This is a genomic window from Kitasatospora sp. CM 4170, from assembly GCF_032110285.1.
Classification (GTDB): Bacteria; Actinomycetota; Actinomycetes; order Streptomycetales; family Streptomycetaceae; genus Kitasatospora; species Kitasatospora aburaviensis.
The window spans coordinates 3,348,419-3,372,843 of the sequence record NZ_CP134877.1 but is presented as its reverse complement, the minus strand read 5'-3'; the positions used below and the strand labels follow the sequence as shown (position 1 = coordinate 3,372,843).

Annotated in this window: 21 protein-coding genes and 2 tRNA genes; 20 read left to right on the top strand and 3 right to left on the bottom strand. The window is 73.7% G+C overall.

Annotated features, from left to right (window positions below; translation table 11 throughout):
• Positions 1-84 precede the first annotated feature (84 nt).
• From RMN57_RS14050 to obgE, 6 genes are all read left to right on the top strand, one after another.
• Positions 85-2,010, top strand: coding sequence for a TIGR03960 family B12-binding radical SAM protein (locus RMN57_RS14050; RefSeq protein WP_313763749.1), 1,926 nt, complete (start codon positions 85-87; stop codon positions 2,008-2,010).
• A gap of 244 nt (positions 2,011-2,254) precedes the next feature.
• Positions 2,255-3,055 carry a TIGR03936 family radical SAM-associated protein gene (locus RMN57_RS14045; RefSeq protein WP_313763748.1) on the top strand — a complete coding sequence of 267 codons (801 nt, stop codon included), beginning with the start codon at positions 2,255-2,257 and terminating at the stop codon, positions 3,053-3,055.
• 396 nt (positions 3,056-3,451) lie between these two features.
• Complete coding sequence (locus RMN57_RS14040) at positions 3,452-6,979, top strand: Rne/Rng family ribonuclease (RefSeq protein WP_313763747.1); 3,528 nt, start codon at positions 3,452-3,454, stop codon at positions 6,977-6,979.
• 221 nt (positions 6,980-7,200) lie between these two features.
• Positions 7,201-7,518 (top strand): 50S ribosomal protein L21, encoded by a 318-nt coding sequence (gene rplU / locus RMN57_RS14035; protein WP_030058249.1) that lies wholly within the window; start codon positions 7,201-7,203, stop codon positions 7,516-7,518.
• A gap of 12 nt (positions 7,519-7,530) precedes the next feature.
• Positions 7,531-7,788 carry a 50S ribosomal protein L27 gene (rpmA, locus tag RMN57_RS14030; RefSeq protein ID WP_209416555.1) on the top strand — a complete coding sequence of 86 codons (258 nt, stop codon included), beginning with the start codon at positions 7,531-7,533 and terminating at the stop codon, positions 7,786-7,788.
• 100 nt (positions 7,789-7,888) lie between these two features.
• Positions 7,889-9,367, top strand: coding sequence for a GTPase ObgE (obgE, locus tag RMN57_RS14025; RefSeq protein WP_313763746.1), 1,479 nt, complete (start codon positions 7,889-7,891; stop codon positions 9,365-9,367).
• A 97-nt stretch (positions 9,368-9,464) separates the two neighbouring features.
• Here the strand turns inward: obgE and RMN57_RS14020 are convergent, their stop codons facing one another.
• Positions 9,465-10,205: a hypothetical protein gene (locus tag RMN57_RS14020; RefSeq protein WP_313763745.1), complete on the bottom strand. Its 741-nt coding sequence runs from the start codon at positions 10,203-10,205 to the stop codon at positions 9,465-9,467.
• Between the two features lie 305 nt (positions 10,206-10,510).
• Here RMN57_RS14020 and proB point away from each other — a divergent pair, with 305 nt between their 5' ends.
• The 5 genes from proB to RMN57_RS13995 all read left to right on the top strand — a co-directional run bounded on the left by proB (position 10,511) and on the right by RMN57_RS13995 (position 15,561).
• The gene (gene proB, locus RMN57_RS14015; RefSeq protein ID WP_313763744.1) at positions 10,511-11,647 is read left to right on the top strand and encodes a glutamate 5-kinase; all 1,137 of its coding nucleotides are present in this window, start codon (positions 10,511-10,513) and stop codon (positions 11,645-11,647) included.
• Positions 11,648-11,779: 132 nt separating this feature from the next.
• On the top strand, positions 11,780-12,307 hold the full coding sequence (locus RMN57_RS14010; protein WP_313763743.1) for a hypothetical protein: 528 nt from the start codon (positions 11,780-11,782) through the stop codon (positions 12,305-12,307).
• Positions 12,308-12,390: 83 nt separating this feature from the next.
• Positions 12,391-13,713, top strand: coding sequence for a glutamate-5-semialdehyde dehydrogenase (locus RMN57_RS14005; protein WP_313763742.1), 1,323 nt, complete (start codon positions 12,391-12,393; stop codon positions 13,711-13,713).
• A gap of 90 nt (positions 13,714-13,803) precedes the next feature.
• A complete protein-coding gene (locus tag RMN57_RS14000; RefSeq protein ID WP_313763741.1) occupies positions 13,804-14,397 on the top strand; it encodes a hypothetical protein in 594 nt (197 codons plus the stop codon).
• 105 nt (positions 14,398-14,502) lie between these two features.
• A complete protein-coding gene (locus RMN57_RS13995) occupies positions 14,503-15,561 on the top strand; it encodes a hypothetical protein (protein ID WP_313763740.1) in 1,059 nt (352 codons plus the stop codon).
• A gap of 108 nt (positions 15,562-15,669) precedes the next feature.
• Here the strand turns inward: RMN57_RS13995 and RMN57_RS13990 are convergent, their stop codons facing one another.
• Positions 15,670-16,773 (bottom strand): M48 family metallopeptidase, encoded by a 1,104-nt coding sequence (locus tag RMN57_RS13990; RefSeq protein WP_313763739.1) that lies wholly within the window; start codon positions 16,771-16,773, stop codon positions 15,670-15,672.
• A 245-nt stretch (positions 16,774-17,018) separates the two neighbouring features.
• On the opposite strand from RMN57_RS13990, the gene RMN57_RS13985 reads away from it, so the two are divergent.
• The 8 genes from RMN57_RS13985 (at position 17,019) to RMN57_RS13950 (ending at position 21,774) form a co-directional block, all read left to right on the top strand.
• Complete coding sequence (locus RMN57_RS13985; RefSeq protein ID WP_313763738.1) at positions 17,019-17,165, top strand: hypothetical protein; 147 nt, start codon at positions 17,019-17,021, stop codon at positions 17,163-17,165.
• Between the two features lie 164 nt (positions 17,166-17,329).
• On the top strand, positions 17,330-17,488 hold the full coding sequence (locus RMN57_RS13980) for a hypothetical protein (protein ID WP_238741139.1): 159 nt from the start codon (positions 17,330-17,332) through the stop codon (positions 17,486-17,488).
• A 171-nt stretch (positions 17,489-17,659) separates the two neighbouring features.
• On the top strand, positions 17,660-18,292 hold the full coding sequence (gene nadD, locus RMN57_RS13975; RefSeq protein ID WP_313763737.1) for a nicotinate-nucleotide adenylyltransferase: 633 nt from the start codon (positions 17,660-17,662) through the stop codon (positions 18,290-18,292).
• Between the two features lie 19 nt (positions 18,293-18,311).
• Complete coding sequence (locus tag RMN57_RS13970; protein WP_313763736.1) at positions 18,312-20,153, top strand: LytR C-terminal domain-containing protein; 1,842 nt, start codon at positions 18,312-18,314, stop codon at positions 20,151-20,153.
• A 130-nt stretch (positions 20,154-20,283) separates the two neighbouring features.
• Positions 20,284-20,754 carry a ribosome silencing factor gene (rsfS, locus tag RMN57_RS13965; protein ID WP_313763735.1) on the top strand — a complete coding sequence of 157 codons (471 nt, stop codon included), beginning with the start codon at positions 20,284-20,286 and terminating at the stop codon, positions 20,752-20,754.
• Entirely contained in the window at positions 20,751-21,398 is a 648-nt protein-coding gene (locus RMN57_RS13960) for a histidine phosphatase family protein (RefSeq protein ID WP_313767817.1), read from the top strand. The genes rsfS and RMN57_RS13960 overlap by 4 nt, the downstream gene beginning before the upstream one ends.
• A gap of 193 nt (positions 21,399-21,591) precedes the next feature.
• A tRNA-Ala gene (locus RMN57_RS13955) sits at positions 21,592-21,664 on the top strand.
• Between the two features lie 37 nt (positions 21,665-21,701).
• A tRNA-Ala gene (locus RMN57_RS13950) sits at positions 21,702-21,774 on the top strand.
• A gap of 92 nt (positions 21,775-21,866) precedes the next feature.
• On the opposite strand, the gene RMN57_RS13945 is transcribed toward RMN57_RS13950, so the two are convergent.
• Entirely contained in the window at positions 21,867-22,868 is a 1,002-nt protein-coding gene (locus RMN57_RS13945) for a helix-turn-helix transcriptional regulator (RefSeq protein WP_313763734.1), read from the bottom strand.
• Positions 22,869-22,969: 101 nt separating this feature from the next.
• Here RMN57_RS13945 and RMN57_RS13940 point away from each other — a divergent pair, with 101 nt between their 5' ends.
• A complete protein-coding gene (locus RMN57_RS13940) occupies positions 22,970-24,412 on the top strand; it encodes an MFS transporter (RefSeq protein WP_313763733.1) in 1,443 nt (480 codons plus the stop codon).
• Positions 24,413-24,425 lie beyond the last annotated feature (13 nt).

Sequence of the window (24,425 nt, the reverse complement as noted above, 5' to 3'; positions counted from 1 at the left end):
CACCCCTCCCAGACGTCGCCCGCCGCCCGAAACCGGGACCAGGATGCGCGCGACACCTCTCAACGTCGTAAGGGTTCCTAGTACATGACTGTCGAATCGGTCTTCCCACGCCTGGAGGCCCTCCTCCCGCACGTCCAGAAGCCGATCCAGTACGTCGGCGGCGAGCTGAACTCGACCGTCAAGGACTGGGACGCCTGCGACGTCCGCTGGGCGCTGATGTACCCCGACGCCTACGAGGTGGGCCTGCCCAACCAGGGCGTCATGATCCTCTACGAGGTGCTCAACGAGCGCGAGGGCGTACTGGCCGAGCGGACCTACAGCGTCTGGCCCGACCTCGAAGCGCTGATGCGCGAGCACGACGTCCCGCAGTTCACCGTGGACGCCCACCGCCCGGTGCGCGCCTTCGACGTGTTCGGCCTCTCCTTCTCCACCGAGCTCGGCTACACCAACATGCTGACCGCGCTCGACCTCGCGGGCATCCCGCTGGAGGCCCGCGACCGCACCGACGAGGACCCGATCGTCCTGGCCGGCGGCCACGCCGCGTTCAACCCCGAGCCGATCGCGGACTTCATCGACTGCGCGGTGATCGGCGACGGCGAGCAGGCCGTGCTGGACATCACCGAGCTCATCCGCGGCTGGAAGGCCGAGGGCCGCCCGGGCGGGCGCGACGAGCTGCTGCTGCGCCTGGCGCGCACCGGCGGGGTGTACGTGCCGAAGTTCTACGACGTGGAGTACCTGGCCGACGGCCGGATCGGCCGCGTCGTCCCGAACGCGCCGGGCGTGCCGTGGCGGGTGTCCAAGCACACCGTCATGGACCTCGACGAGTGGCCCTACCCGAAGCAGCCGCTGGTCCCGCTGGCCGAGACCGTGCACGAGCGGATGTCCGTCGAGATCTTCCGCGGCTGCACCCGCGGCTGCCGCTTCTGCCAGGCCGGCATGATCACGCGCCCCGTGCGGGAGCGAAGCATCACCGGCATCGGCGAGATGGTCGAGCGCGGCCTGAAGGCGACCGGCTTCGAGGAGGTCGGCCTGCTGTCGCTGTCCAGCGCCGACCACACCGAGATCGGCGACATCGCCAAGGGCCTGGCGGACCGCTACACCGAGGACAAGATCGGTCTGTCGCTGCCGTCCACCCGCGTCGACGCCTTCAACATCGACCTCGCCAACGAGCTGTCCCGCAACGGCCGCCGGTCGGGCCTGACCTTCGCCCCCGAGGGCGGCAGCGAGCGCATGCGCAAGGTGATCAACAAGATGGTGTCGGAGGAGGACCTCATCCGCACCGTCGCCACCGCGTACGGCAACGGCTGGCGCCAGGTGAAGCTGTACTTCATGTGCGGCCTGCCGACCGAGACCGACGAGGACGTGCTCCAGATCGGCGAGATGGCGAAGAACGTCATCCAGAAGGGCCGCGAGGTCACCGGCCAGAACGACATCCGCTGCACCGTCTCGATCGGCGGGTTCGTGCCGAAGCCGCACACCCCGTTCCAGTGGGCGCCGCAGCTGTCCGCCGAGGCCACCGACGCCCGCCTGGCCAAGCTGCGCGACTCGATCCGCGGCGACCGCAAGTACGGCAAGAACATCGGCTACCGCTACCACGACGGCAAGCCCGGCATCGTCGAGGGCCTGCTCTCCCGCGGTGACCGTCGGATCGGCGCCGTGATCCGCGCGGTCTACGAGGACGGCGGCCGCTTCGACGGCTGGCGCGAGTACTTCTCGTACGACCGCTGGATGCTCTCGGCCGAGAAGGGCCTGGCCGGCACCGGCGTCGACGTCGACTGGTACACCACCCGCGAGCGCACCTACGAGGAGGTGCTGCCCTGGGACCACCTGGACAGCGGCCTCGACAAGGACTGGCTGTGGGAGGACTGGCAGGACGCCCTCGAAGAGGTCGAGGTCGACGACTGCCGCTGGACCCCGTGCTTCGACTGCGGCGTGTGCCCGCAGATGCAGACCGAGATCCAGATCGGCCCCACCGGTAAGAAGCTGCTGCCGCTGACCGTGGTCAAGTAGCCGCTGCCCGTTCCCGATGCCCCCGCCGGAGTGCTCCGGCGGGGGCATCGGCGTGTCCGGCCCCCGGTCTTGGCGGCAGGGGCCCGAGCAGGGGCGGAGCGAGCGGGGTGTGCGGGCGCGTACCCTTTGAGGTGACAGAGTCCGGACAGTGGCGCACGACCGCCGCACCGGACGGGGACAACTGACTAAGGACTGAGCGACCCTGGCACGCCGTACGCCCGACGGTCCGCCGCCCGCGCCGACGGTGCAGCGGATCCGTCTCCGCTACACCAAGCGCGGCCGGCTCCGCTTCACCAGCCACCGCGATTTCCAGCGCGCCTTCGAGCGCGCCCTGCGCCGTTCGGCGGTGCCGATGGCCTACTCGGCCGGCTTCACCCCGCACCCGAAGGTGTCGTACGCCAACGCCGCCCCGACCGGGGTGGCGAGCGAGGCGGAGTACTTGGAGATCGGCCTCGCCGACGTCCGCGACCCGGAGCAGCTGCGTGCGCAGCTGGACGCGTCGCTGCCGAACGGGCTGGACGTCATCGACGCGGTCGAGGTCCGGACGCCGAACTTCGTGGAGCGCCTGGAGGCCTCCGAGTGGCAGGTCCGGCTGGACGGTGTCACGCCGGAGGAGGCGGCCCGCGCGGCCGCCGTCTTCCTCGCCGAGGAGCGGGTCGAGGTCGAACGCCTGACCAAGAACGGCGTTCGGGTCTTCGACGCGCGCGGCGCCGTGGCGGCGCTGGAAATCCTCCCGTTGCAGGTCGACGCCGGTGCGGACACGGTGGGCGAAGGGGCCCGCGATGTTCGGACGGCCCGTCCCTGTGCGATACTGCGCCTGGTAGTACGACACGCCACACCCGCCGTACGACCCGACGACGTATTGTCCGGTCTCCGTGCGACGGCCGACCTGGCGCCGCCGGTCCCCGCAGAGGTGACCAGGCTGGCGCAGGGGCCGCTCGACGAGGAGACCGGCACGGTGACCGACCCGCTGGCGCTCGACCGCGCCGCGGCCCCGGCCGGCCCTGTGGCGGCCGCCGAGCCGCGCGCAACCGCGTCCGCCTAGCGGGCGGAGGCCGGGTCCAGTGATCCACTGGGCCCGCTGGTCCTCCAGGCCCCCGCGGCTCCCCAGGGGAGCGAGCGTCGTCGAAGCACAGGCCGGCCTCTTGCGGCCCGCCGACCCCGATGGTCGGTGGGCCCGAGGACCCCGTCCGGGAGCCACCCGGGGTTGGGGGACGGCGCAGCTTGGGAAAACCTCAGAAGACTGGTCAGACCAGAAGACTTTCGACACCCCGCCGAGCGCGGGGCGCCGAGCGAGACTACGAGCCCCTGTGCGGCCTCGCGTCCGCACGGCGGCACCGTGAAAGGGTCCGGCCCGAGCATCGTCGCGATGCCGGCCGGCCACCGGTGCCGCGCCGTGCCCGGATGCGGAGCCCGGGGGCCTGACGGGAGATCCACCCGCATGCTCGATAACACCGATCCGCAGCAGTCTGCGGCGCCGGAACAGAACGATTCCACCGCCACCGGCGGCGAGGGCGCGTCCGCCGCGCCGCCGCGCCGCCGTCGCCGTGCGGTGTCCCGCCCGGCGGGCACCCCGCAGGGTGCGGCCGCGGAGGTCGCCGAGACGGTCATCCCGGCCGAGGCGCCGGCGGCCGAGGCCGCTCCCGCCGAGGCTCCGGCCGCCGAGCCGGTGGCCGAGAAGCCGGTCCGGGCCCGCCGTACCCGCAAGCGTGCCGAGGCCCCCGCCGGGGCGCCGGAGGCCACCTCGATCGTCGTCACCGCGCCGGAGGCCCCGCAGGCCGCCGAGGCGCCGGCGGCCGAGGCCGCTCCCGCCGAGGCTCCGGCCGCCGAGCCGGTGGCCGAGAAGCCGGTCCGGGCCCGCCGTACCCGCAAGCGCGCCGAGGCCCCCGCCGGGGCGCCCGCCGCCGAGGCCGCGCCCGTCGAGACGCCGGCCGAGCCCGTGGCCGAGACCCCGGCCGAGCCCGCCGCCGAGGAGGCGCCGGCCGCGCCGGCCCGCCGTACCCGCCGCCGCCGGGTGGTCGAGGAGGCGCCGGTCGTCGCCGAGGTGCCGGCCGAGGAGACCGCCGCCGAGACGCCGGCCGAGGAGCCCGCCGAGGAGGAGGCCGCCGAGGCCGAGGCCCCCGCGCCCGCCCCGGCCCCCGCCGCCGAGGCCGAGCCGCCGCACCGGGTGCGCCGCCGCGCGGTCCGCCCGTCCACCGCGATCTTCCAGGCCCCGGTCTTCCAGGAGCCGGCCCCCTACGTCGCCCAGCCCGCCGCGCAGCCGGCCGCCGCTGCCGCTCCGGCCGCCCCGGTCGAGGCCGCCGCCCCGGCCGCCGCGTCGGAGGAGGACGAGTACGAGTACAGCGGCGTCGGCCGCCGCCGCCGTACCCGCACCCAGGTGCGGGTGCAGGCACCGGCCCGCCCGAAGCCCGTCGTGGCGGAGGAGCCGGCCGAGGCCCCTGCCGCCGAGGCCCCCGCCGCCGGTCCGGATACCGAGGGCGAGTGGGAGGAGGACGGCCGTCCGTCCCGCCGTCGCCGCCGGGGCGGCCGTCGCCGCCGCCGTGGCGAGGCCGAGGAGTTCGAGGCCGAGGCCGCCGAGACCGAGCAGCCCGTCGAGGAGCCGGCCGCGGCCGCCGACGAGGAGGAGGGCGACGAGGACGACGAGCTGTCCGCCGGCCTGGCCTCGTCCCGCCGCCGTCGCCGCCGTCGCCGTCGCAGCGGTGAGGCCGGCGCCGTCGAGGCCGCCGAGACCACCGAGGACGGCGTCCGCACGGTGGTGAAGGTGCGCGAGCCGCGCCGCCGCTCCACCGAGCCGTCGTTCGACCCGGACGAGGTGCAGTCGATCAAGGGCTCGACCCGTCTGGAGGCGAAGAAGCAGCGCCGCCGCGAGGGCCGCGAGCTGGGCCGCCGCCGGGTTCCGATCATCACCGAGGCCGAGTTCCTGGCCCGCCGCGAGTCGGTCGAGCGCGTCATGGTGGTGCGCCAGAACGGCCAGCGCACCCAGATCGGCGTCCTTGAGGACGGCGTGCTGGTTGAGCACTACGTCAACAAGGAGCAGGCCACCTCGTACGTCGGCAACGTCTACCTGGGCAAGGTCCAGAACGTGCTGCCGTCGATGGAGGCCGCCTTCGTCGACATCGGCAAGGGCCGCAACGCCGTGCTCTACGCCGGCGAGGTCAACTTCGGTGCGCTGGGCGGCCACGGCGGCCCGCGCCGGATCGAGTCGGTGCTGAAGTCCGGCCAGTCCGTGCTGGTGCAGGTCTCCAAGGACCCGATCGGCCACAAGGGCGCCCGGCTGACCAGCCAGATCTCGCTGCCCGGCCGCTACCTGGTCTACGTGCCCGAGGGCTCGATGACCGGCATCTCGCGCAAGCTGCCCGAGAACGAGCGCGCCCGGCTGAAGCAGATCCTCAAGAAGATCGTCCCGGACGACGCGGGCGTCATCGTGCGCACCGCCGCCGAGGGCGCCTCCGAGGAGGAGCTGACCCGCGACGTCCAGCGCCTCCAGCAGCAGTGGGAGGACATCCAGAAGAAGGCCGCGAGCGGCAACGCCCCGGCGCTGCTGTACGGCGAGCCGGACATGACCGTCCGGGTCGTCCGCGACATCTTCAACGAGGACTTCACCAAGGTCATCGTCTCCGGCACCGAGGCGTGGAACACCATCCACGACTACGTGTCCAACGTGGCCCCGGACCTCGCCGAGCGGCTCCAGCGGTGGACCTCCGAGGTGGACGTGTTCGCCACCTACCGGATCGACGAGCAGCTGATGAAGGCGCTGGACCGCAAGGTCTGGCTGCCCAGCGGCGGTTCGCTGGTGATCGACCGCACCGAGGCGATGGTCGTCATCGACGTCAACACCGGGAAGTTCGTCGGCCAGGGCGGCAACCTGGAGGAGACGGTCACCCGGAACAACATCGAGGCGGCCGAGGAGATCGTGCGCCAGCTGCGGCTGCGCGACCTCGGCGGCATCATCGTGATCGACTTCATCGACATGGTGCTGGAGTCCAACCGGGACCTGGTGCTGCGCCGCCTGCTGGAGTGCCTGGGCCGTGACCGGACCAAGCACCAGGTGGCCGAGGTCACCTCGCTGGGTCTGGTGCAGATGACCCGCAAGCGGGTCGGCCAGGGCCTGCTGGAGTCGTTCTCCGAGCCCTGCGTGCACTGCAACGGGCGCGGCGTGATCGTCCACATGGAGCAGCCGAGCGCCCACGTCCACGCGGCCGGCGGCCAGACCGCCGCGGCCGGCGAGGCGGGCTCGGGCGGCGGCAAGCGCCGGCGCCGGGGCAAGGGCGGTGCGGCCAACGAGGAGCCGCAGGCCGTCGCCGAGGCGGCCGTCGAGGCGATCGAGGCCGCGGAGGCGGTCGTCGAGGCCCCGGCGGAGGTCGAGGTCGAGGAGACGGTCGAGGCGCTGCCGGCCGCCGAGGCTCCGGCCGAGGCCGCTGCGGTCGCCGAGCCGGTCGCCGAGGTCCCGGCCCAGCCGAGCCTGGTGGAGATCCCGGCCGCCGCCGCGGCGCCCGCCGGCCGCACCCGCCGCCGGGCGGTGCGCAAGGCGACGGCTCCGGCCGGTGCGCCGGCCGAGGCCGAGATCGTGGTGCTGCAGGCCCGGGCCGACGCGGCCCTGGAGGCGGCCTTCGCCGCCGCCGAGGCGCCGGTCGAGGCTCCGGCGGAGGCGGTCGTCGAGGCTGCTGCCGAGGCTCCGGTGGAGGCCGCCGAGGCGGTCGTGGCCGAGCCGGCCGCCGAGGCCCCGGCCGAGGCCGCTGCGGAGACCGTCGAGGCCGCTGCGGAGGCCGTCGAGGCTGCCGAGGCACCCGCCGAGGAGGCGCCGGCGCCGAAGAAGCGGGCCGCGCGCAAGACCGCCGCCAAGAAGACGGCCGCCAAGAAGACCACGGCGGCCGCGAAGAAGACCACCGCCCGCAAGACCGCGACCAAGCGGACCAGCGCGGCGGCCAAGAAGGCCGCGGCCGCCGAGGGTGAACCGGCAGCCGAGTAGTGCCCGTGTCCCGGGGGCGGGCGATCGCCCGCCCCCGGGGCCGTACGGTCCGGTTTGCCCCCGTGGCGGCCGGTCCGTATTCTTGACCCTCGGCGTGTCTACGCCATGCTCCCGAGCAATTTCACCTTCCGGGCCCCTCACGGAGTCCGGGAGAGGCCCCTGTGTCCGTACCCAGGCGGCTGGCATCAGGAGCTCCGACCGAGTTAGAAATGGGGTACCGCATGTACGCGATCGTTCGCGCAGGCGGCCGCCAGCACAAGGTCGCCGTCGGCGACGTGCTGGAGATCGACCGTATCGAGGCCAAGCCGGGTGACTCGGTGGAGCTCTCCACCATCCTGATCGTCGACGGTGACGCTGTCACCTCCGACCCGTGGGTGCTGGCCGGCGTGAAGGCTCACGCCGAGGTGGTCGACCAGACCAAGGGCGACAAGATCGTCATCCTGCGCTACAAGAACAAGACCGGTTACCGTCGCCGCCAGGGTCACCGCCAGCAGCACACCGCTGTGCGGATCACGAGCATCGACTCCGTCAGCAAGTAAGGGGATAGCGAGATGGCACACAAGAAGGGCGCAAGCTCTACCCGCAACGGCCGTGACTCGAACGCCCAGCGCCTCGGCGTGAAGCGCTTCGGCGGCCAGGTCGTCTCCGCCGGCGAGATCCTCGTCCGCCAGCGTGGCACCCACTTCCACCCGGGTGCCGGTGTCGGCCGCGGTGGCGACGACACCCTGTTCGCGCTGACCGCCGGTGCCGTGCAGTTCGGCACCCGCCGCGGCCGCAAGGTCGTCAACATCGTGGCCACCGAGGCCTGAGTCCGACAAGACTCACAATGAAGGGTGGGCCGGAATGTTCCGGTCCACCCTTCGGCTTTACCGCAGGTAGACCCATTGACTTCGCACTGGAGGCACCCCCATGACCACCTTCGTGGACCGCGTCGAGCTGTACGTCGCCGCGGGTAACGGGGGCCACGGCTGCGCCTCCGTGCACCGTGAGAAGTTCAAGCCGCTGGGCGGGCCGGACGGCGGCAACGGCGGTGAGGGCGGCAGCGTTATCCTCACCGTGGACGCCCAGGTCACCACGCTGCTGGAGTACCACCACTCGCCCAAGCGCAAGGCCACCAACGGCAAGCCGGGCGCGGGCGGCCACCGCACCGGCGCCGACGGCCAGGACCTGGTGCTCGCCGTGCCGGACGGCACCGTGGTGATGGACAAGCAGGGCAACGTCCTGGCCGACCTGGTCGGCCACGGCACCAGCTTCGTCGCCGCCGCCGGCGGCCGCGGGGGCCTCGGCAACGCCGCGCTGGCCTCGGCCCGCCGCAAGGCGCCCGGCTTCGCGCTGCTCGGCGAGCCCGGCGAGGCCCGCGACATCGTCATGGAGCTCAAGTCCGTCGCCGACGTGGCCCTGGTGGGCTACCCGAGCGCCGGCAAGTCCTCGCTGATCTCGGTGCTCTCCGCCGCCAAGCCGAAGATCGCGGACTACCCGTTCACCACCCTGATCCCCAACCTCGGCGTGGTCACCGCGGGCGACACCGTATACACCATCGCGGACGTGCCCGGTCTGATCCCGGGCGCCAGCCAGGGCCGCGGCCTCGGCCTGGAGTTCCTGCGGCACGTCGAGCGCTGCTCGGTGCTGGTGCACGTGCTGGACTGCGCGACCCTGGAGCCGGGCCGCGACCCGCTCACCGACCTGGAGACCATCGAGGCCGAGCTGGCCGAGTACGGCGGTCTGGAGGACCGTCCGCGCCTGGTCGCGCTCAACAAGGTCGACGTTCCGGACGGCCAGGACATCGCCGACCTCACCCGCGCCTCGCTGGAGGAGCGCGGCTACCGCGTCTTCGAGGTGTCGGCCGCCTCCCGCAAGGGCCTGCGCGAGCTGAGCTTCGCGATGGCGCAGATCGTCGCCGAGGCCCGGGCCGCCAAGCCGGTCGAGGAGTCCACCCGGATCGTGCTGCGGCCCGCGGCCGTGGACGACGCCGGGTTCACCATCACCGAGGAGGACGGCGCCTACCGCATCCGCGGCAGCAAGCCGGAGCGCTGGGTCCGCCAGACCGACTTCGCCAACGACGAGGCCGTGGGCTACCTCGCCGACCGGCTGGCCCGCCTCGGCGTCGAGGACCGGCTCTGGAAGGTCGGCGCGCACGAGGGCGACACCGTCATCATCGGGCCGGACGAGAACGCCGTCGTCTTCGACTGGGAGCCGACCATGGCCGCCGGTGCCGAGATGCTCGGCCGCCGCGGTGAGGACCACCGCTTCGAGAACCCGCGCCCGGCGGTCGACCGCCGCCGCGAGAAGCAGAAGGGCCGGGACGCGGCCGAGGCCGAGTTCCTCGCCTTCGAGGCGCTCTCCAGCGGCCGCCAGGCGGCCATCGAGGGCGACGACGAGGACCACTGAGCCTGACGGGCCATTGAGCCTGACGGACTGCTGAGCCTGACGCGCACGGCCCCCGCCACCCTGAGGTGGCGGGGGTCGTCTGCGTGGTGACCCGGTGTCACTTGCTCCAGGAGGCCTGGAGCTTGAGCGGGTCGTTCAGGTCGGTGTAGCCGACCGCGCTGACGGCGTTGCCGGGCAGCGAGATGATCGAGCAGCCCTTGACCTCGGAGCCCTTCGCGAAGCCCTGGAACTTCGCGCCCGTGCACTTGGGCAGCGGGGTGGCGGCGTTGATGACGAAGATGCCGTTCTTGCCGTTCTGGTCGTAGGCGACGAACTTCGAGTCCGGGGCGGTGAAGGAGAGCGTGGTGTCGCTCAGGTTCTTCATCGTGTAGTTGAGGTACACGATGGTGCGGCCGTCCAGACCCGTGGTGCTGATCTTGGCGGCCTTGAGGTCCTCGACCGATCCGGTCTCCCAACCGGTGACGGCGACCTCCAGCTTGGCGCTCTTCTGGCTCTGCTTGTCGGTGAAGTCCACCGTCGCCTTCTGGCCGACCTTGACCGCGGTGGCGGCCTTCGGCGGGGCGCCGGCACCCCCGGCGGCACCGGCCGCGGCACCTGCACCGGCGGCGGCACCCGCGGAGGCACCTGCGCCGGCTGCGGCACCGGCCCCGGCGGAGGCACCCGCGGAGGCGCCCGCGCCCGCGGCGGTACCCGCCGCAGCGCCGGCTCCGGCGGTGGCCCCGGCGCCCGCCCCGGCACCGGCCGCGGCGTCCGCGTTGTCGGGGCCGCAGGCGGCGAGCGAGAAGGCGGTGGCGGTCGCCAGTGCGGCAACCGTGAGCTTCATGGTGTTCGAACGCATCTGTGCGCTTACTCCTGGGCACGCGCCCGCGAAACCGTTGCCGGCCTGCCCGTGCGGTGCTGCCCGTCCAAGATGATTGGAGACATGGGTACAGCGGGCAAGAAGCCGTCCCCCGATCTGGCTTGCGGTCAGGGACCATACCAGTCGCCCGGATTACCGGCCGCGCTGTGGCGGAGCCGTGACCGGCCCGGGTCCAGCCGGTGAAACACGCTGCGGGCGCGGTGCCCCGATCGCGTAGATTGCGGGGGTGACGGCCGGGTACGCGCCCGCCGCACCCGCACCACACCGGAAGGGCGAACAGCGAGATGAGCGAGGACGCACTGCGGGAGGAGGTGCTGACCGCACGCCGGATCGTCGTCAAGGTCGGCTCCTCGTCACTCACCACGGCGGCCGGAGGCCTCGACGCCGACCGCGTCGACGCCCTGGTCGACGCGCTCGCCAAGGTACGCAGCCGCCCGGACTCCCCGGAGGTGGTGCTGGTCTCCTCAGGTGCCATCGCGGCCGGCCTCGCCCCGCTCGGCCTGGAGAAGCGCCCCAAGGACCTCGCCCGCCAGCAGGCCGCCGCCAGCGTCGGCCAGGGCCTGCTGGTCGCCCGCTACACGGCCTCCTTCGCCCGGTACGGCATCCGGGTCGGCCAGGTGCTGCTGACCGCCGAGGACGCCAGCCGCCGCGCCCACTACCGCAACGCCTACCGGACGCTGGACCAGCTGCTGGCGATGGGCGCGATGCCGATCGTCAACGAGAACGACACCGTCGCCACCGCCGAAATCAAGTTCGGTGACAACGACCGGCTGGCCGCGCTCGTCGCCCACCTGGTCCGGGCCGACCTGCTGGTGCTGCTCTCCGACGTCGACGGCCTCTACGACGGCGATCCGAGCCGGCCCGGCACCAGCCGGATCGCCGAGGTGGCCGGCCCGCACGACCTGGACGGCATCGAGATCGGCAGCGCCGGGAAGGCCGGGGTCGGCACCGGCGGCATGGTCACCAAGGTCGAGGCGGCCCGGATCGCCACCGGCGCGGGCATCCCGGTGGTGCTCACCGCGGCCAGCCACGCCGCCGACGCGCTGTCCGGCCGTCCCACCGGCACGCTGTTCCGGCGCACCGGCAGCCGCTCGTCCGACCGGCTGCTCTGGCTCGCCCACGCGAGCAGCCCGCGCGGCGCCCTGCACCTGGACGAGGGCGCGGTCGCGGCGGTGGTCTCCGGGGGCGCCTCGCTGCTGCCGGCCGGGGTCACCAAGGTGGACGGCGAGTTCGCCGCGGGTGATCCGGTGGACCTTCTTGCCGAAAACGGCCACATCGTGGCGCGCGGACTGGTCAACTTTGATGCGAGGGAGTTGCCCCGCCTGCTCGGCCGGTCCACCCGCGACCTGGCCCAGGAGTTCGGCGCCGCCTACGAGCGGGAGGTCGTCCACCGCGACGACCTCGTCGTCCTGCGCGGCTGACCGGCCTGCGGGCGCCACGGACGGCTCCGCACGGGGTGGAGGCCCGGCCACGGGCGAGGAGGGGCGCAGCCGTACGCGTCGGCCGGGGCCGGCGGGTACGACGACACGACATCGCCGAACAGGAGGCCGCCGGTGGAACGCAGGCGCGAGGCAGCGCTGACCGGAGGGACGGCGGGGCGGCGGCTGACCAGCATCGACGGTGGGCGCGCGAGCGAGGACGCCACCGGTCCGGCCGGTCCGCCGCCGCACGGGCCGAACGCGGTGCGCGGGGCCCGGCCGGAGCGGCGGGGCGAGGGCGTGCCGCCAGTCTCCCCCGAGCAGGCCCGGCTCTGGCACGTGGTGCTCAGCGTCTCCGGGCCGGTCACCCCGCTCTCCGAGCTGCGGGCGGGGCTGGAGCGGCTGGCGCACGACCACTCGTTCTTCCTGACCGCGCGGTACGCGGCCGACCACGCCGAGATCCGCTACTGGGAGCAGGCCCGCGACCTGCACGACGCGGCGGCGATCGCGCTGCGGCTCTGGGGCGAGCACAAGGTGACGGCGAAGCTGCCGCCGTGGGAGATCGTCGGCCTGGAGGTGGTGGACCGGGCGACGTACCACAAGCGGGTCGCCGAGGGCTTCGGCGACCCGCCCCCACAGCTCGGCGGCGTGCACCCGTATTAGCCTTCGCGTCCCGGGGCCACCGGGGTGTCTCACCGGGCGAAATGGCGGTCGGGGGCTGGGGGCGCAGTCGCTACCCTTGGCGCATGACCAGCGACCTCGCCACCGCCGACAGCCCCGTCCTCGCCGTAGCGCGCCGAGCCCGGGAGGCCGCCGCCGCGCTCGCCCCGCTCCCGCGCCGGGCGAAGGACGACGCGCTGGCGGCGGTCGCGGACGCCCTGGTGGCCCGCAGCGCCGAGATCACCGCCGCCAACGCCGAGGACGTCGCGCGCGCCCGCGAGGCCGGTACCGCCGAGTCGGTGATCGACCGGCTGACCCTCGACGACGAGCGGATCGCCGCGATCGCCGCGGACGTCCGCAAGGTGGCCGGCCTGCCCGACCCGGTCGGCGAGGTGCTCCGCGGCTACACCCTGCCCAACGGCCTCGACGTGCGGCAGGTCCGCGTCCCGCTCGGCGTGGTCGGCATCATCTACGAGGCCCGCCCCAACGTCACCGTGGACGCCGCCGCGCTCTGCCTGAAGTCCGGCAACGCCGTGCTGCTGCGCGGCTCGGCCTCCGCCTACCGCTCCAACACCGCGCTGGTGGCCGTCCTGCGCGACGCCGTGGCGTCGGCCGGCCTGCCCGCCGACGCCGTGCAGCTCGTCCCGGGCGAGAGCCGCGACTCGGTCCAGGAACTGATGCGCGCCCGCGGCCTGGTCGACGTGCTGATCCCGCGCGGCGGGGCCTCGCTGATCCGCACCGTGGTCGAGGGTTCGACCGTCCCGGTGATCGAGACCGGCACCGGCAACTGCCACGTCTACGTGGACGCGCAGACCGACCTGGCGATGGCCGTCGGCATCCTGCTGAACTCCAAGGCCCAGCGGGTCAGCGTCTGCAACTCGGCCGAGACCCTGCTGGTCCACCAGGACGTCGCGGACGCCTTCCTGCCGCTCGCGCTCGCCGCCCTGGCCGAGGCCGGGGTCACGGTGCACGGCGACGAGGCCGTGCTCAAGGCCGCCGAGGGCTCGTCGGCCACCGTGGTGCCGGCCACCGAGGAGGACTGGGAGGCCGAGTACCTCTCGTACGACCTGGCGGCCGCCGTGGTGCCCTCCCTGGAGGCCGCCGTCGACCACATCCGCCGCTGGTCCTCCGGCCACACCGAGGCGATCGTCACCACCTCGCAGGCCGCCGCCCGCCGCTTCACCCAGCTGGTCGACTCGACCACGGTGGCCGTCAACGCCTCGACCCGGTTCACCGACGGAGGTGAGTTCGGCTTCGGCGCCGAGATCGGCATCTCGACCCAGAAGCTGCACGCCCGCGGCCCGATGGGCCTGCCGGAGCTGACCAGCACCAAGTACATCGTCACTGGTGACGGCCATGTCCGGGGCGAGGCGGCGCAGACCGTGGGCGGGGCGGCCGACGCCCGCTGAGCCCGGTCGCGGGGTGGTTCGTCACACGTGTGACGGACCAACTGCGAGGAGCCACAGACAAATCGCCCGCCCGGTAATACGCTGAATCCCGTGGCTGAGGATGTGGGGGGCTTGCCGTACCCCGACGGCGCCGACCACGGTGGTGCGGACGACGAGTTCGCCACCGTGGTCTTCGATGAGGCCTTCGTCCGGTCCGCCGCCGTGCACGAGCCGACGGCCAAGGAGCGGCAGCTCGCCGCCGCCGAGGCCAGGTTCGAGCCGGACACGGCGGGTGCGGGCTGGGGCTATGACGTCCCGGCCGGTGACGGGCTGCCGCTGGAGCTGCGGCCGTACCCGGGTGGGCTCGACGACGACCGCCTCTACCCCGACCCGTGGTCGGGCCCCGGCCGGGCGGCCGGGCGCCGGAGCCGCAGGTGGGGCCGGGGCGGCGGCTTCGACCCGGCGCGGGCCCGGCGCGGGCGCTACGTCGCCCAGCAGCGCTGGCACCGACCGGTGGCCTGGGTCCTCGCCGTGATCATGGGCGTGAGCCTGGTCGCGGTGGCGGTCGCGGCGATCTACCAGGGCGTGGGCGGGTCGGGCGGCGGTACGCCGCGGCGGCCCGAGTCCGGCAGCAGCAGTGCGGGGCTCGACCCCGCACCGTCGCCGGCCGAGCCCTCGCTGGTCGTCGTGGCGCCGGCGGGCTGACCCGCCGGGGCGGTGCGCCCCGGGCCGGTGGGCGGCCACCGGGCGTCCCGCGGAATGTGCGCGAGCACCCTCGTGGCGGGGCCGGGTGCGCCTTACCCTGGTGTCATGGGTGACCCGCGCGAGCCTCCGGAGGGTGCGCCCGAAGGTGGTTCCGGAAACGATGACGAGTACCGGTCCGTCGTCTTCGACGAGTCGTTCGTCCGGGCTGCCCGGATCCAGGAGCTGTCCGCCCGGGAGCGGCTGGCCGGCCCGTTCGGCCGGGCCACCCGGCCGCGGGTGCGGCTCGGCCCGCTGGGCACCGTGCCGCGGCAGGCCCTCGCGCTGCTGCTGTTGATCCTGCTGGCCTTCGCGGCCGCCGTGTACTTCGGCGTCAGCTCGCCGAACCGGCAGTCGGCGCGGCCCGAGGGCAGCCAACTGACCGTCAGCCTGGTGGCTCTGAGCCCGGCTTCGGTGGTCCGGCCGGTCGCCGACCCGGCCGCTCCGTTCGCCTCGCTGCCGGCCGGCTACGGCGACGGCGCGATCGGCCTGGGCACGCCCGCGGGGGCGGCCACCCAGCACTTCAGCCGGGTCGAGGTGACCAAGGCGCTCGACACCGTCCAGCGCTACCTGGTCGCCTCCTCGCTGGCGCCGGCGGCGCTGGTCCAGGGCGGCACCGCGGACGTGCGGGCCTTCATCACCCCCGGTGAGCAGGCGCACTTCGACGCGAGCGTGGCGCACCCGGTCGACGACCGCCACCACGCGGCGACCGGCTGGGTGGTCCGCTTCGACCCGGCGCAGGTCGCGCTGGCGGCCGACACCGTGAAGGTGGCCGGCGCGATGCGGATCGACGAGGCGGACAGCGGCACGCTGCAGATCACCACCGACCACACCTTCGTCTACGCGCTGAAGCAGGCCGGGGCGCCGAGCGGTGCGCCGGTGACGCTGGAGACCGTGCGGCGGCAGCTGACCTTCCAGTTCGACCGGATCGACCTGGCCTCCGCCCAGCTGCGGCTGGTGGACTCGGTGCTGCAGGCCGGTCCGGCCAACTGCACCGGCTCGATGGCCGCGTACCTGCAGCCGGTGCTGGCCGGGCCGGACGGCACCCAGCCGCCGGCGCCGACGGCCGTCGACCCCGGCAACCACGCCCACCCGGCCTGGCAGGTCTGTGGGGTGCTGGCGGGCTGACGCCCGGCGTCCGCGGTCGGGGGCCGGTCGTCGGCCGGGCGCCCGGGGGCGGTGAGACGCCGACGGCCCCCCGGCGGGTGGGCCGGGGGCCGTCGGGACGGGCCGGGGTCAGTCCCGGTCGCGGTCGTCCCGGCCGTCGCGGGGGCCGGGAACGTCACTGTTGCCGTTGCCGTTGCCGTTGCCGTTGCCACGGGTGGCGTTGGCGAAGGTGTCGCGGAGCTTGCCGCCGACGTTGGCCGCACCGCCGGCGACGTCGCGGATCAGGCCCATCAGCGGGTCCTTGCTCTCCTTCACGGAGCTGCTGTAGTGCTCGGCGGCGGCCTTCCACTGCTCGCCGACCGAGGCGTCGGGGTCGTCGGTGCGGCGCGGGTAGGCGCCGGCCAGGATCGAGCGGTACTCGTCGCTCTCCGCCCACTTCTTCAGCTTGGCGACCCGCACCACCGCGAACGGGTGGCTCTGCGGCAGCACCTGCAGCAGCTTGAGCACGCCGTCGCGGAGGTCCCCGGCCTTCTCGTACTCCTCGGCCTGCTCCAGGAAGGCGTCCACGTTCATCTCGGCCGTGTTGTGGCCGCCGGCCAGCTTCATCAGGGCCCGCATGGAGGCCTGGAGGTCCTGGCCGGCGAGCAGCCCCGCGCGGTCGCTGGAGAGCTCGGCCTTGCGGAACCACTCGTTGAGCGCCGTCACGATCGCCATGATCGCGAGGTTGCCGAGCGGCACCCAGGCGATCCGGGCGGCGATGTTGGTGAGGATCAGCAGCATCGTCCGGTAGACCGCGTGGCCGGACATCGCGTGGCCGACCTCGTGGCCGATGACCGAGCGCAGCTCCTCCTCGTCCAGCAGCTCGACCAGCCCGCTGGTGACCACGATGATCGGGGAGTCGATGCCGATGCAGTACGCGTTGACCGTCGGGTCCTGGCTGACGTAGAGGTCCGGCACCTGGTCGAGGTCCAGCACGTAGGCCGCGTCCCGCACCATCCCGTGCAGCTCGGGGAACTGCCGCTCGGACGTCTTGACGGCGGTGGCCAGGAACATCAGCCGGATCGCGCGCTCGGAGACGAGCCCGGCGAGCTTCTTGAGCACGTCGTCGAAGCCGGTCAGCTTCCGCAGCGCGACCAGGGCGGAGCGGTCCGCCGGGTGCTCCCAGGCCCGGGTGGAGATCTCCGGGAAGCGCTGGCGGCGCCGGCTCGGGGCCTTCGCGGTGATGTCGGTCATGGTGTGGGTACCCTCCTGGTCGACGGCGGCCCCGGCCGGTGGCCGGCCCCCGCTGGTCTTCGCCTGCAACGACTCTCAGTGCAACGTCCGCGGTTGCGTACTCGTCCCCGGGCGGGCCCCTCCTCGGCACGGACGCGGCCGGAGGGGGCAGTGGGCGGCCGCGGTGTGAGGGCGGTTTACCCTGAATGCCCTGGAGCGCCGGGACCAGCCTGGCCGCGGTACGCGTACGTCCGAGGAGCCCGCAGATGTCCACCGACGCCCTTGTCAGCCTGGCCGGACCGATCTCCGGGGAGGGCGGCCCCGGGCTGTTCCTGCGGATCATCGTGGTGGCCTCGTTCGTCGGCGTCGGCCTGCTCGCCTGGATCCTGCTGCGGGCCGGCCGCAAGAGCTGAGCGACCCCCTTCCGGCCCGGCTCCGGCCGGGCACGCTCACGCCGGATCAGACGCGGTGGGCCGCCGAGCGGTTGCCGTGTAACCCCCCGTACGATGACGGGTGGGCCCTCACCGGCCTGCACACCCCCTGGTCCGTCATCCGAGCCGAGAAGGTCCCGCCGACCATGAGCACTGCCGCCGCACTTCCCGTTCTCAACCTGCTCGCCTCCGAGGGCGAGGGGGGCAACCACGACAGCCTCAACCCCTACCTGACCGGTGGCGGCGCGCTGTTCATCCTGCTGCTGCTGCTCTACGTGACCACCCGCTTCAACCGGGACCGCTGAGCCCGCCTCCCGGGACCGCTCGGGGAGCGTCCGGCGACCGCGCCGGCCGCTCCCTCACGCATCTCTGCGGGCAGGCTCCGACCGGGCCCGCAGCCGGGCCCTGCCCGGGACTCCGGGGCCGTCACCCGGCCGTTCCCGCACCGCAACGGGCGTCGCGTATGGTGTGGCGGCATGGGAGAACAGACCGGGAATCCCGGCGGACCGGCACCGGCGAAGCGACGCCTCGGCGTGATGGGCGGCACCTTCGACCCGATCCACCACGGACACCTGGTCGCCGCCAGTGAGGTGGCGAGCGCGTTCCACCTGGACGAGGTGATCTTCGTACCGACCGGGCAGCCGTGGCAGAAGACCGACCGCCACGTCACCCCGGCCGAGGACCGCTACCTGATGACGGTCATCGCCACCGCGGAGAACCCGCAGTTCTCGGTCAGCCGGATCGACATCGACCGCGAGGGTCCGACGTACACCGTCGACACCCTGCGCGACCTGCGCGCGCTGCACCCGGACGCCGACCTCTTCTTCATCACCGGCGCCGACGCGCTCGCCCAGATCCTCTCCTGGCGGGACTCCGACGAGCTCTTCTCGCTCGCGCACTTCATCGGCTGCACCCGGCCGGGGCACACTCTTTCGGACGCCGGGCTTCCGGTGGGCGGGGTCTCCCTGGTGGAGGTCCCGGCGCTGGCCATCTCCTCCACGGACTGCCGCAACCGGGTCGCCAAGGGCGAGCCGGTCTGGTACCTCGTCCCGGACGGCGTGGTCCGCTACATCGACAAGCGGGCGCTCTACGCGCCGGACCGGACCTGAGTCCCGGAGGGGCGTGCGCATGAGTGACCGCAGGGGCGGCGGACAGCAGCCCGACGACTGGTCCACCGGGCAGTACCAGCAGCACCGGCAGCCGTACCAGGGGCATCCGCAGCAGGGCGGCTACGACCAGCAGTCCTACGAGCAGTACGACCAGTACGGGCAGCCGGTCCAGTCGGGGCAGCAGGGGCAGCACGGGTACCAGCAGCAGGGCGGTTACGGCTACCAGGAGCAGCCGTACCAGCAGCAGGGGTACCAGTCCTACGACCAGCAGTCCTACGAGCAGTACGACCAGTACGGGCAGCCGGTCCAGTCGGGGCAGCAGGGGCAGCACGGGTACCAGCAGCAGGGTGGCTACGGCTACCAGGAGCAGCCGTACCAGCAGGGCTACGACCCGCACGGGCAGCAGGCGCAGCAGTACGCGACCGCGCCGCAGCCCGTGATCACCGAGCCCGAGCCCGAGCCCGCTCCGGAGCCCACCACCCCGGTGCCGCCGCGCCCGCGTACGCCCCGGCCGGCCGCTGCGGCAGCCGCCGCTGCCGCCGCGCCGACCCGGCCCGAGCAGCCGTCCGAGCAGGTCGGCGGCAGTCGCGCCGGCAAGGCCAAGGAGCCCAAGGCCTCCTACGCCACGGGCCAGTTCACCTTCGTCGACGAGGAGGCGGAGGAGACCGAGGACGTCATCGACTGGCTGAAGTTCGCCGAGTCCCGCAGCGAGGTGCGCGCCGAGCGCCGCCGCAAGCTGCGCAACCGGCTGATCGGCGTCGGCGTGGTGGCCGCCCTCGCGGCGGCCGGCACCGGCGGCTACCTCTGGTTCACCGGCGACAAGCAGACCGCGGCGACCGCGGCCGGCCCGCGCCAGGTCAACGTGGTCCACCTGCGCGACCTGCAGGGCAAGGTCTCCAGCGCACTGCTGGTCAACGACTCCGCCGGGCGCAAGGGCACCGTGCTGCTGCTGCCCGACACCCTGCGGCTGCCCGGCCCCGGCGACCCCCCGGTCACCACCGTCGGCCAGGCGATGGACGCCGTCGGCCCGTCCTCCACCCGCGACGGCCTGGCCACCGTGCTCGGCGCCCCGGTGGCCGGCACCTGGCGCCTGGACACCCCCTACCTGGAGCTGCTGGTCGCCCAGCTCGGCGGCGTCCGGGTGGACACCAACGCCGAGACCCACGAGGGCGGCAAGCCGGACGGCAAGCTGCTCTCCGCCGCCGGCAAGAACACCCTGCTCGGCGGGAAGGCCGCGGTCGCCTACGCCACCCTGCAGGGCCAGGGCGAGAACCGGGACGCCCAGCTGGCCCGGTTCGGCCAGGTGATGGACGCGGTGCTGCGCACCATGCCGACCGAGTTCAAGGACGCCAAGGACGACGTGCACCGGATGAACGCGGTGCTCGACCCGTCGCTGCCCGAGGACGCCCTGGCCGGGGTGCTGGCGCAGCTCGCCCAGCAGGGCAAGGACGGCCACCTCGGGACCACCGCGCTGACCGTCAAGCCGGACGGCACGCTGGACGAGGCCACCGCCGGCAAGCAGGTCAAGGACGTCCTGGGCGGCACCGTGAAGTCCGCCAACGCCACCGACGCGCCGGCCCGGGTCTCGATCCAGGACGCCACCGGCAACGACCAGGCGGCCGCGGCCGCGCAGGTCCAGGTGGTCAACGCGGGCCTCACCTTCATCCCGGGCGGGGCCAAGGGCGCGCCGCAGGCCGTCAGTGAGATCCGCTACACCGACGACGCCCGGCAGGCCGCGGCGAAGTCGCTGGCCACCAGCCTGAACCTGCCCGAGACGGCGGTGAAGAAGGTCGCCGACGCGCAGAACGCCGACCTGGTGGTCGTCCTCGGCAAGGACTACCAGCCGCCGAAGCCGCAGTAGGCCCGGCGCCCGGTGCGGCGGGCGGTCCCGGAAATCGGTTCCGGGGCCGCCTGGGCGGCGTGAGATCCTGGAAGGCGATGCCCGGCCGTGTGCCGGGCGCGCCCCCAAGCCGCCGAGCCGGAAGTACACCGTGACCGCCACCGAGCACAGCCAGGAACTCATCACCGTCGCCGCCCAGGCGGCGGCCGACAAGCTGGCGCACAACATCATCGCGTTCGACGTCAGCGAGGTGCTGTCGATCACCGACGCCTTCCTGATCGCCTCCGCGAACAACGACCGCCAGGTCAAGTCCATCGCCGAGGAGATCGAGGACCAGCTGCGCGAGCAGCTGGACGTCAAGCCGGTGCGCCGCGAGGGCGAGCGCGAAGGCCGCTGGATCCTGCTCGACTACCTGGACATCGTGGTGCACGTCCAGCACTCCGAGGAGCGCTCCTTCTACTCGCTCGACCGGCTCTGGAAGGACTGCCCCGAGCTGCCCCTGCCGGCCGACGCGCTGGCCTCGCGCAACCGCCCCGACGCGCTCACCGACGCGGACGGCAACGCCGTCGCGCCGGCCGAGGCGGCCCCGGCGGACGACTTCGGCGCCGAGGACTACAGCTGAGCCGGGAGGCGCGAGGCCCGCGCATCGTCTTCTGGCGGCACGGTCAAACCTCCTGGAACCTCGAATCGCGGTTCCAGGGGACCACGGACATCGAGCTCACCGGCCAGGGCGTCCTGCAGGCCCAGCGGGCGGCCCGGCTGCTCTCGGGCCTGCGGCCCGACCTGCTGATCTCGTCCGACCTGAAGCGCGCCCGGCGCACCGCCGAGGAGCTGGCCGCCGTCACCGGCCTGGACGTGCAGCACCACGAGGGGCTGCGCGAGACCTACGCGGGCTCCTGGCAGGGGCTGACCAACGCCGAGATCCGCGAGCGCTTCCCGGAGGAGTACGCGGCCTGGGCGCAGGGCGAGCCGGTCCGGCGCGGCGGTGGCGAGCTCTCCACCGAGGTGGCCGACCGCGCCGTCCCGGTGGTGCTGGAGGCGGCCGCCAAGCTGCCGGAGCACGGCACCCTGGTCGTGGTCAGCCACGGCGGCACCATCCGCACCATGCTCGGGCGGCTGCTCGGCCTGGAGCCGGCGCTCTGGGAGTGCTTCGGCGGCCTGTCGAACTGCTGCTGGTCCGTGCTTGGCCGGGGCGCGCGCGGCTGGCGACTGCTGGAGCACAACGCCGGCACCCTGCCGCAGCCGGTGATCGGCGACGACACCTGAGACGACACCCGGGTGGAGCGGTCGGCGGCACCCGAGCGGGCCGCCGGAGGCGCCCCCACCGGGCGGCCGAAGGCGGCTCCCGAGGGGGTCCACGGGGGCGGATTTCGCAGTTCCGGGCCTGACCAGCTAGAGTCTTCCTCGTTCGCACGGAGGGAACGCGGCCCGGAAGGGAAGCGGGAGATCCGGTGAGTGCGGGGCTGTAGCTCAGTTGGTAGAGCGCTTGCATGGCATGCAAGAGGTCCGGGGTTCAATTCCCCGTAGCTCCACTCCGCACCTGCGGTCCGCGAGGACCGTGCGTGTCGCGGGGCTGTAGCTCAGTTGGTAGAGCGCTTGCATGGCATGCAAGAGGTCCGGGGTTCAATTCCCCGTAGCTCCACAGACCGTACGAAGGCCGTCACCCATCGGGTGGCGGCCTTCGGCGTTCCCGGCCCGGCCCTCTCCGGTCGCCGGGGCGAGGCGGGGGACGGCTCAGGCCTTGTCCGGCCTGCCGGCCGCGCCGGCCGCGCCGACCTCGACGGCCTCGCCGGAGCGGGGGCCGTGGCCGGAGGGGTAGCCGCAGTCGTGGCAGGGGTCCAGCCAGCCGCCGGGCGGCAGGGCGGCGAGCTGCTCGATCCGTTCGCGGTCCTGCGGGCCCTCCGGGAGGTAGACCACGATGTAGGTCTCCGGCACCCCCGGCATCGTCAGGTACGAGGCGTTCAGCCGCAGCGCCCCGACCTTCGGGTGTTTGAACACCCGGAGCCAGATCTCCGGCGGTGCGACCTCCTGGCGCTCCCACAGCTCCCGGAACAGCTCGCTGCGCTCCGACAGCCGCTGGACGTGCTCCTCCCAGGCCGGCTCGCCGACGTGCTTGCCGTACGCGGACCGCAGCACGGCCACCATCCGCGGCAGCGCCTCGGCCCGGTTCACGAACGGGTTGCAGCACGGCGGCGCGAGCACCGTGCACCAGATGCTGTTGAACCGCCCGTTGGCCGTCGTGATCCGGGCGGCACCGAACAGCGACTCGTACGGCCGGTTGTACATCAGCACGTCGAACCGGGTGTTGGAGACCGCAGCGGGCAGCGGCGCCAGCGCGTCCAGGATGACCTGGGTGGACGGGTCCAGCACCGGCGGCTCCGGCTCCGCCAGGAAGTCGGGGGACAGCCCGGCGAGCCGGAACAGGTGCTCCCGCTCGGTGCCGTCCAGCCGCAGCGCCCGCGCCACCGCGGCCAGCACCTGCTCGCTCGCGTTGATCGGCCGCCCCTGCTCCAGCCACGTGTACCAGGTGACGCCGACCCCGGCGAGCTGCGCCACCTCCTCGCGGCGCAGCCCCGGCGTGCGCCGTCGCAGCCCGGGCGGCAGACCGACGTCCTCCGGGGTCACCCGGGCCCGGCAGGCCTTCAGGAACCTGGCCAGCTCGGTCCGGCGGCGGTCCTTCTGCTCCTTGCGGCCCGGCTCGGCGTCGGCGGCGGTGAGGTCGTCCAGGACGGTCATGCCACCAGCCTGCCGCAGAGCGCGACGCGGAAACAGGTGCTGCCAGTACCAGGATCACCAGGCTCTAACCACCAGTACCCGGATCGGGCGAGCCTGGCTCCATGACGGACCTTCAGACCCGGCCCAGCGCGGCCGGCAGTACGACCGCGGCCCGGGCGGTACGCCCCGGACTGCTCCTCGCCCTCGTCCTCTGCGGCCAGTTCATGGCCGTCCTGGACGCCTCCATCGTCAACGTCGCGGTGCCGACCATCCGCACCGACCTGCACGCCTCCGGCGCGGCCCTCCAGCTGGTCATCGCCGGCTACACCATCGCCTACGCGGTGCTGCTCATCACCGGCGCCCGGTTGGGCGCCCGCTACGGCTACAGCCGGCTCTTCCAGATCGGCCTGGCGGGCTTCACCGCCGCCTCGCTGGCCTGCGGCCTCGCCCCCGCCACCGGCTGGCTGATCGCCTTCCGGCTCCTCCAGGGGGCCGGCTCGGCCCTGATGGTGCCCCAGGTGATGAGCCTGCTGCAGCGGACCTTCACCGGCGCCGCCCGGACCAGGGCGCTGGGCCTCTACTCGGCGGTGCTCGCCGGGGGCATGGCGGTCGGCCAGGTGCTGGGCGGGGTCCTGGTCAGTGCCGACCTGTTCGGCACGGGCTGGCGCCCGGTCTTCCTGGTCAACGTGCCGATCGGGCTCGCCCTGCTGGCGGCCGGCGCCCGGCTGCTGCCGAACCTGCCCGGTGACCGGAGCCGCGGCTTCGACGTCCCCGGCCTGGTGGTGCTCGGCGCGGCCCTCGGCCTGCTGGTGGTGCCGCTGGTGCTCGGCCACGAACTGGGCTGGCCGGCCTGGGGCTGGGCGATGCTGGCGGCCAGCGCGGCCCTGTTCGCCCTGTTCGTGGTGGTCGAGCGCCGGATCGCCCGGCGCGGCGGGCAGCCGCTGATCTCCGGCCGGGTGCTGCGGGCGCCCAGCCTGCGCCCGGCGGCCCTCGCCATCTTCATGATCATGGCGGCCTTCGCGGGCTTCCTGTTCGCCTTCGCCCTGCACCAGCAGGCCGGGCTCGGCCACGAGGCGCTGCGAGCCGGCCTCTGCTCGGCGCCGGTCGCGCTCGGCTTCGGGCTCTCCAGCCTGCACTGGCACCGGCTGCCCGCCCGGCTGCACGGGGTGCTGCCGGTGATCGCCGCCGCCCTGCTCGCCCCCGGCTACCTGCTGCTCGGTGTGCTGCTGGGGGACGGTGCGGACATCGGCGCGCAGGCGCTGGCCGTGACGGCGGTGCTCGGGCTGATCGCGGGCTGTGCGTACTCGCCGCTGTTCGCCCGGGCGCTGGGCGGGGTGGACCCGGCCGACGCGGCCGACGCCAGCGGGGTGATGGTGACGGTCGTCCAGCTCGGCCAGGTGGTCGGGGTGGCGGTGCTCGGTTCGGTGTTCCTCGGCGGGGCCGACCTGCCGGCGTCGGCCGGGGAGTCCGGGCACGCGCTGCTGGTGACCACCGCCGTGATCGCGGCCGCCGTCGCGGTGGCCGCGGTCGCCGCAGCCCGGACCCGCCGGACGGCGAAGGGGTAGCGGGGTGCGGGAC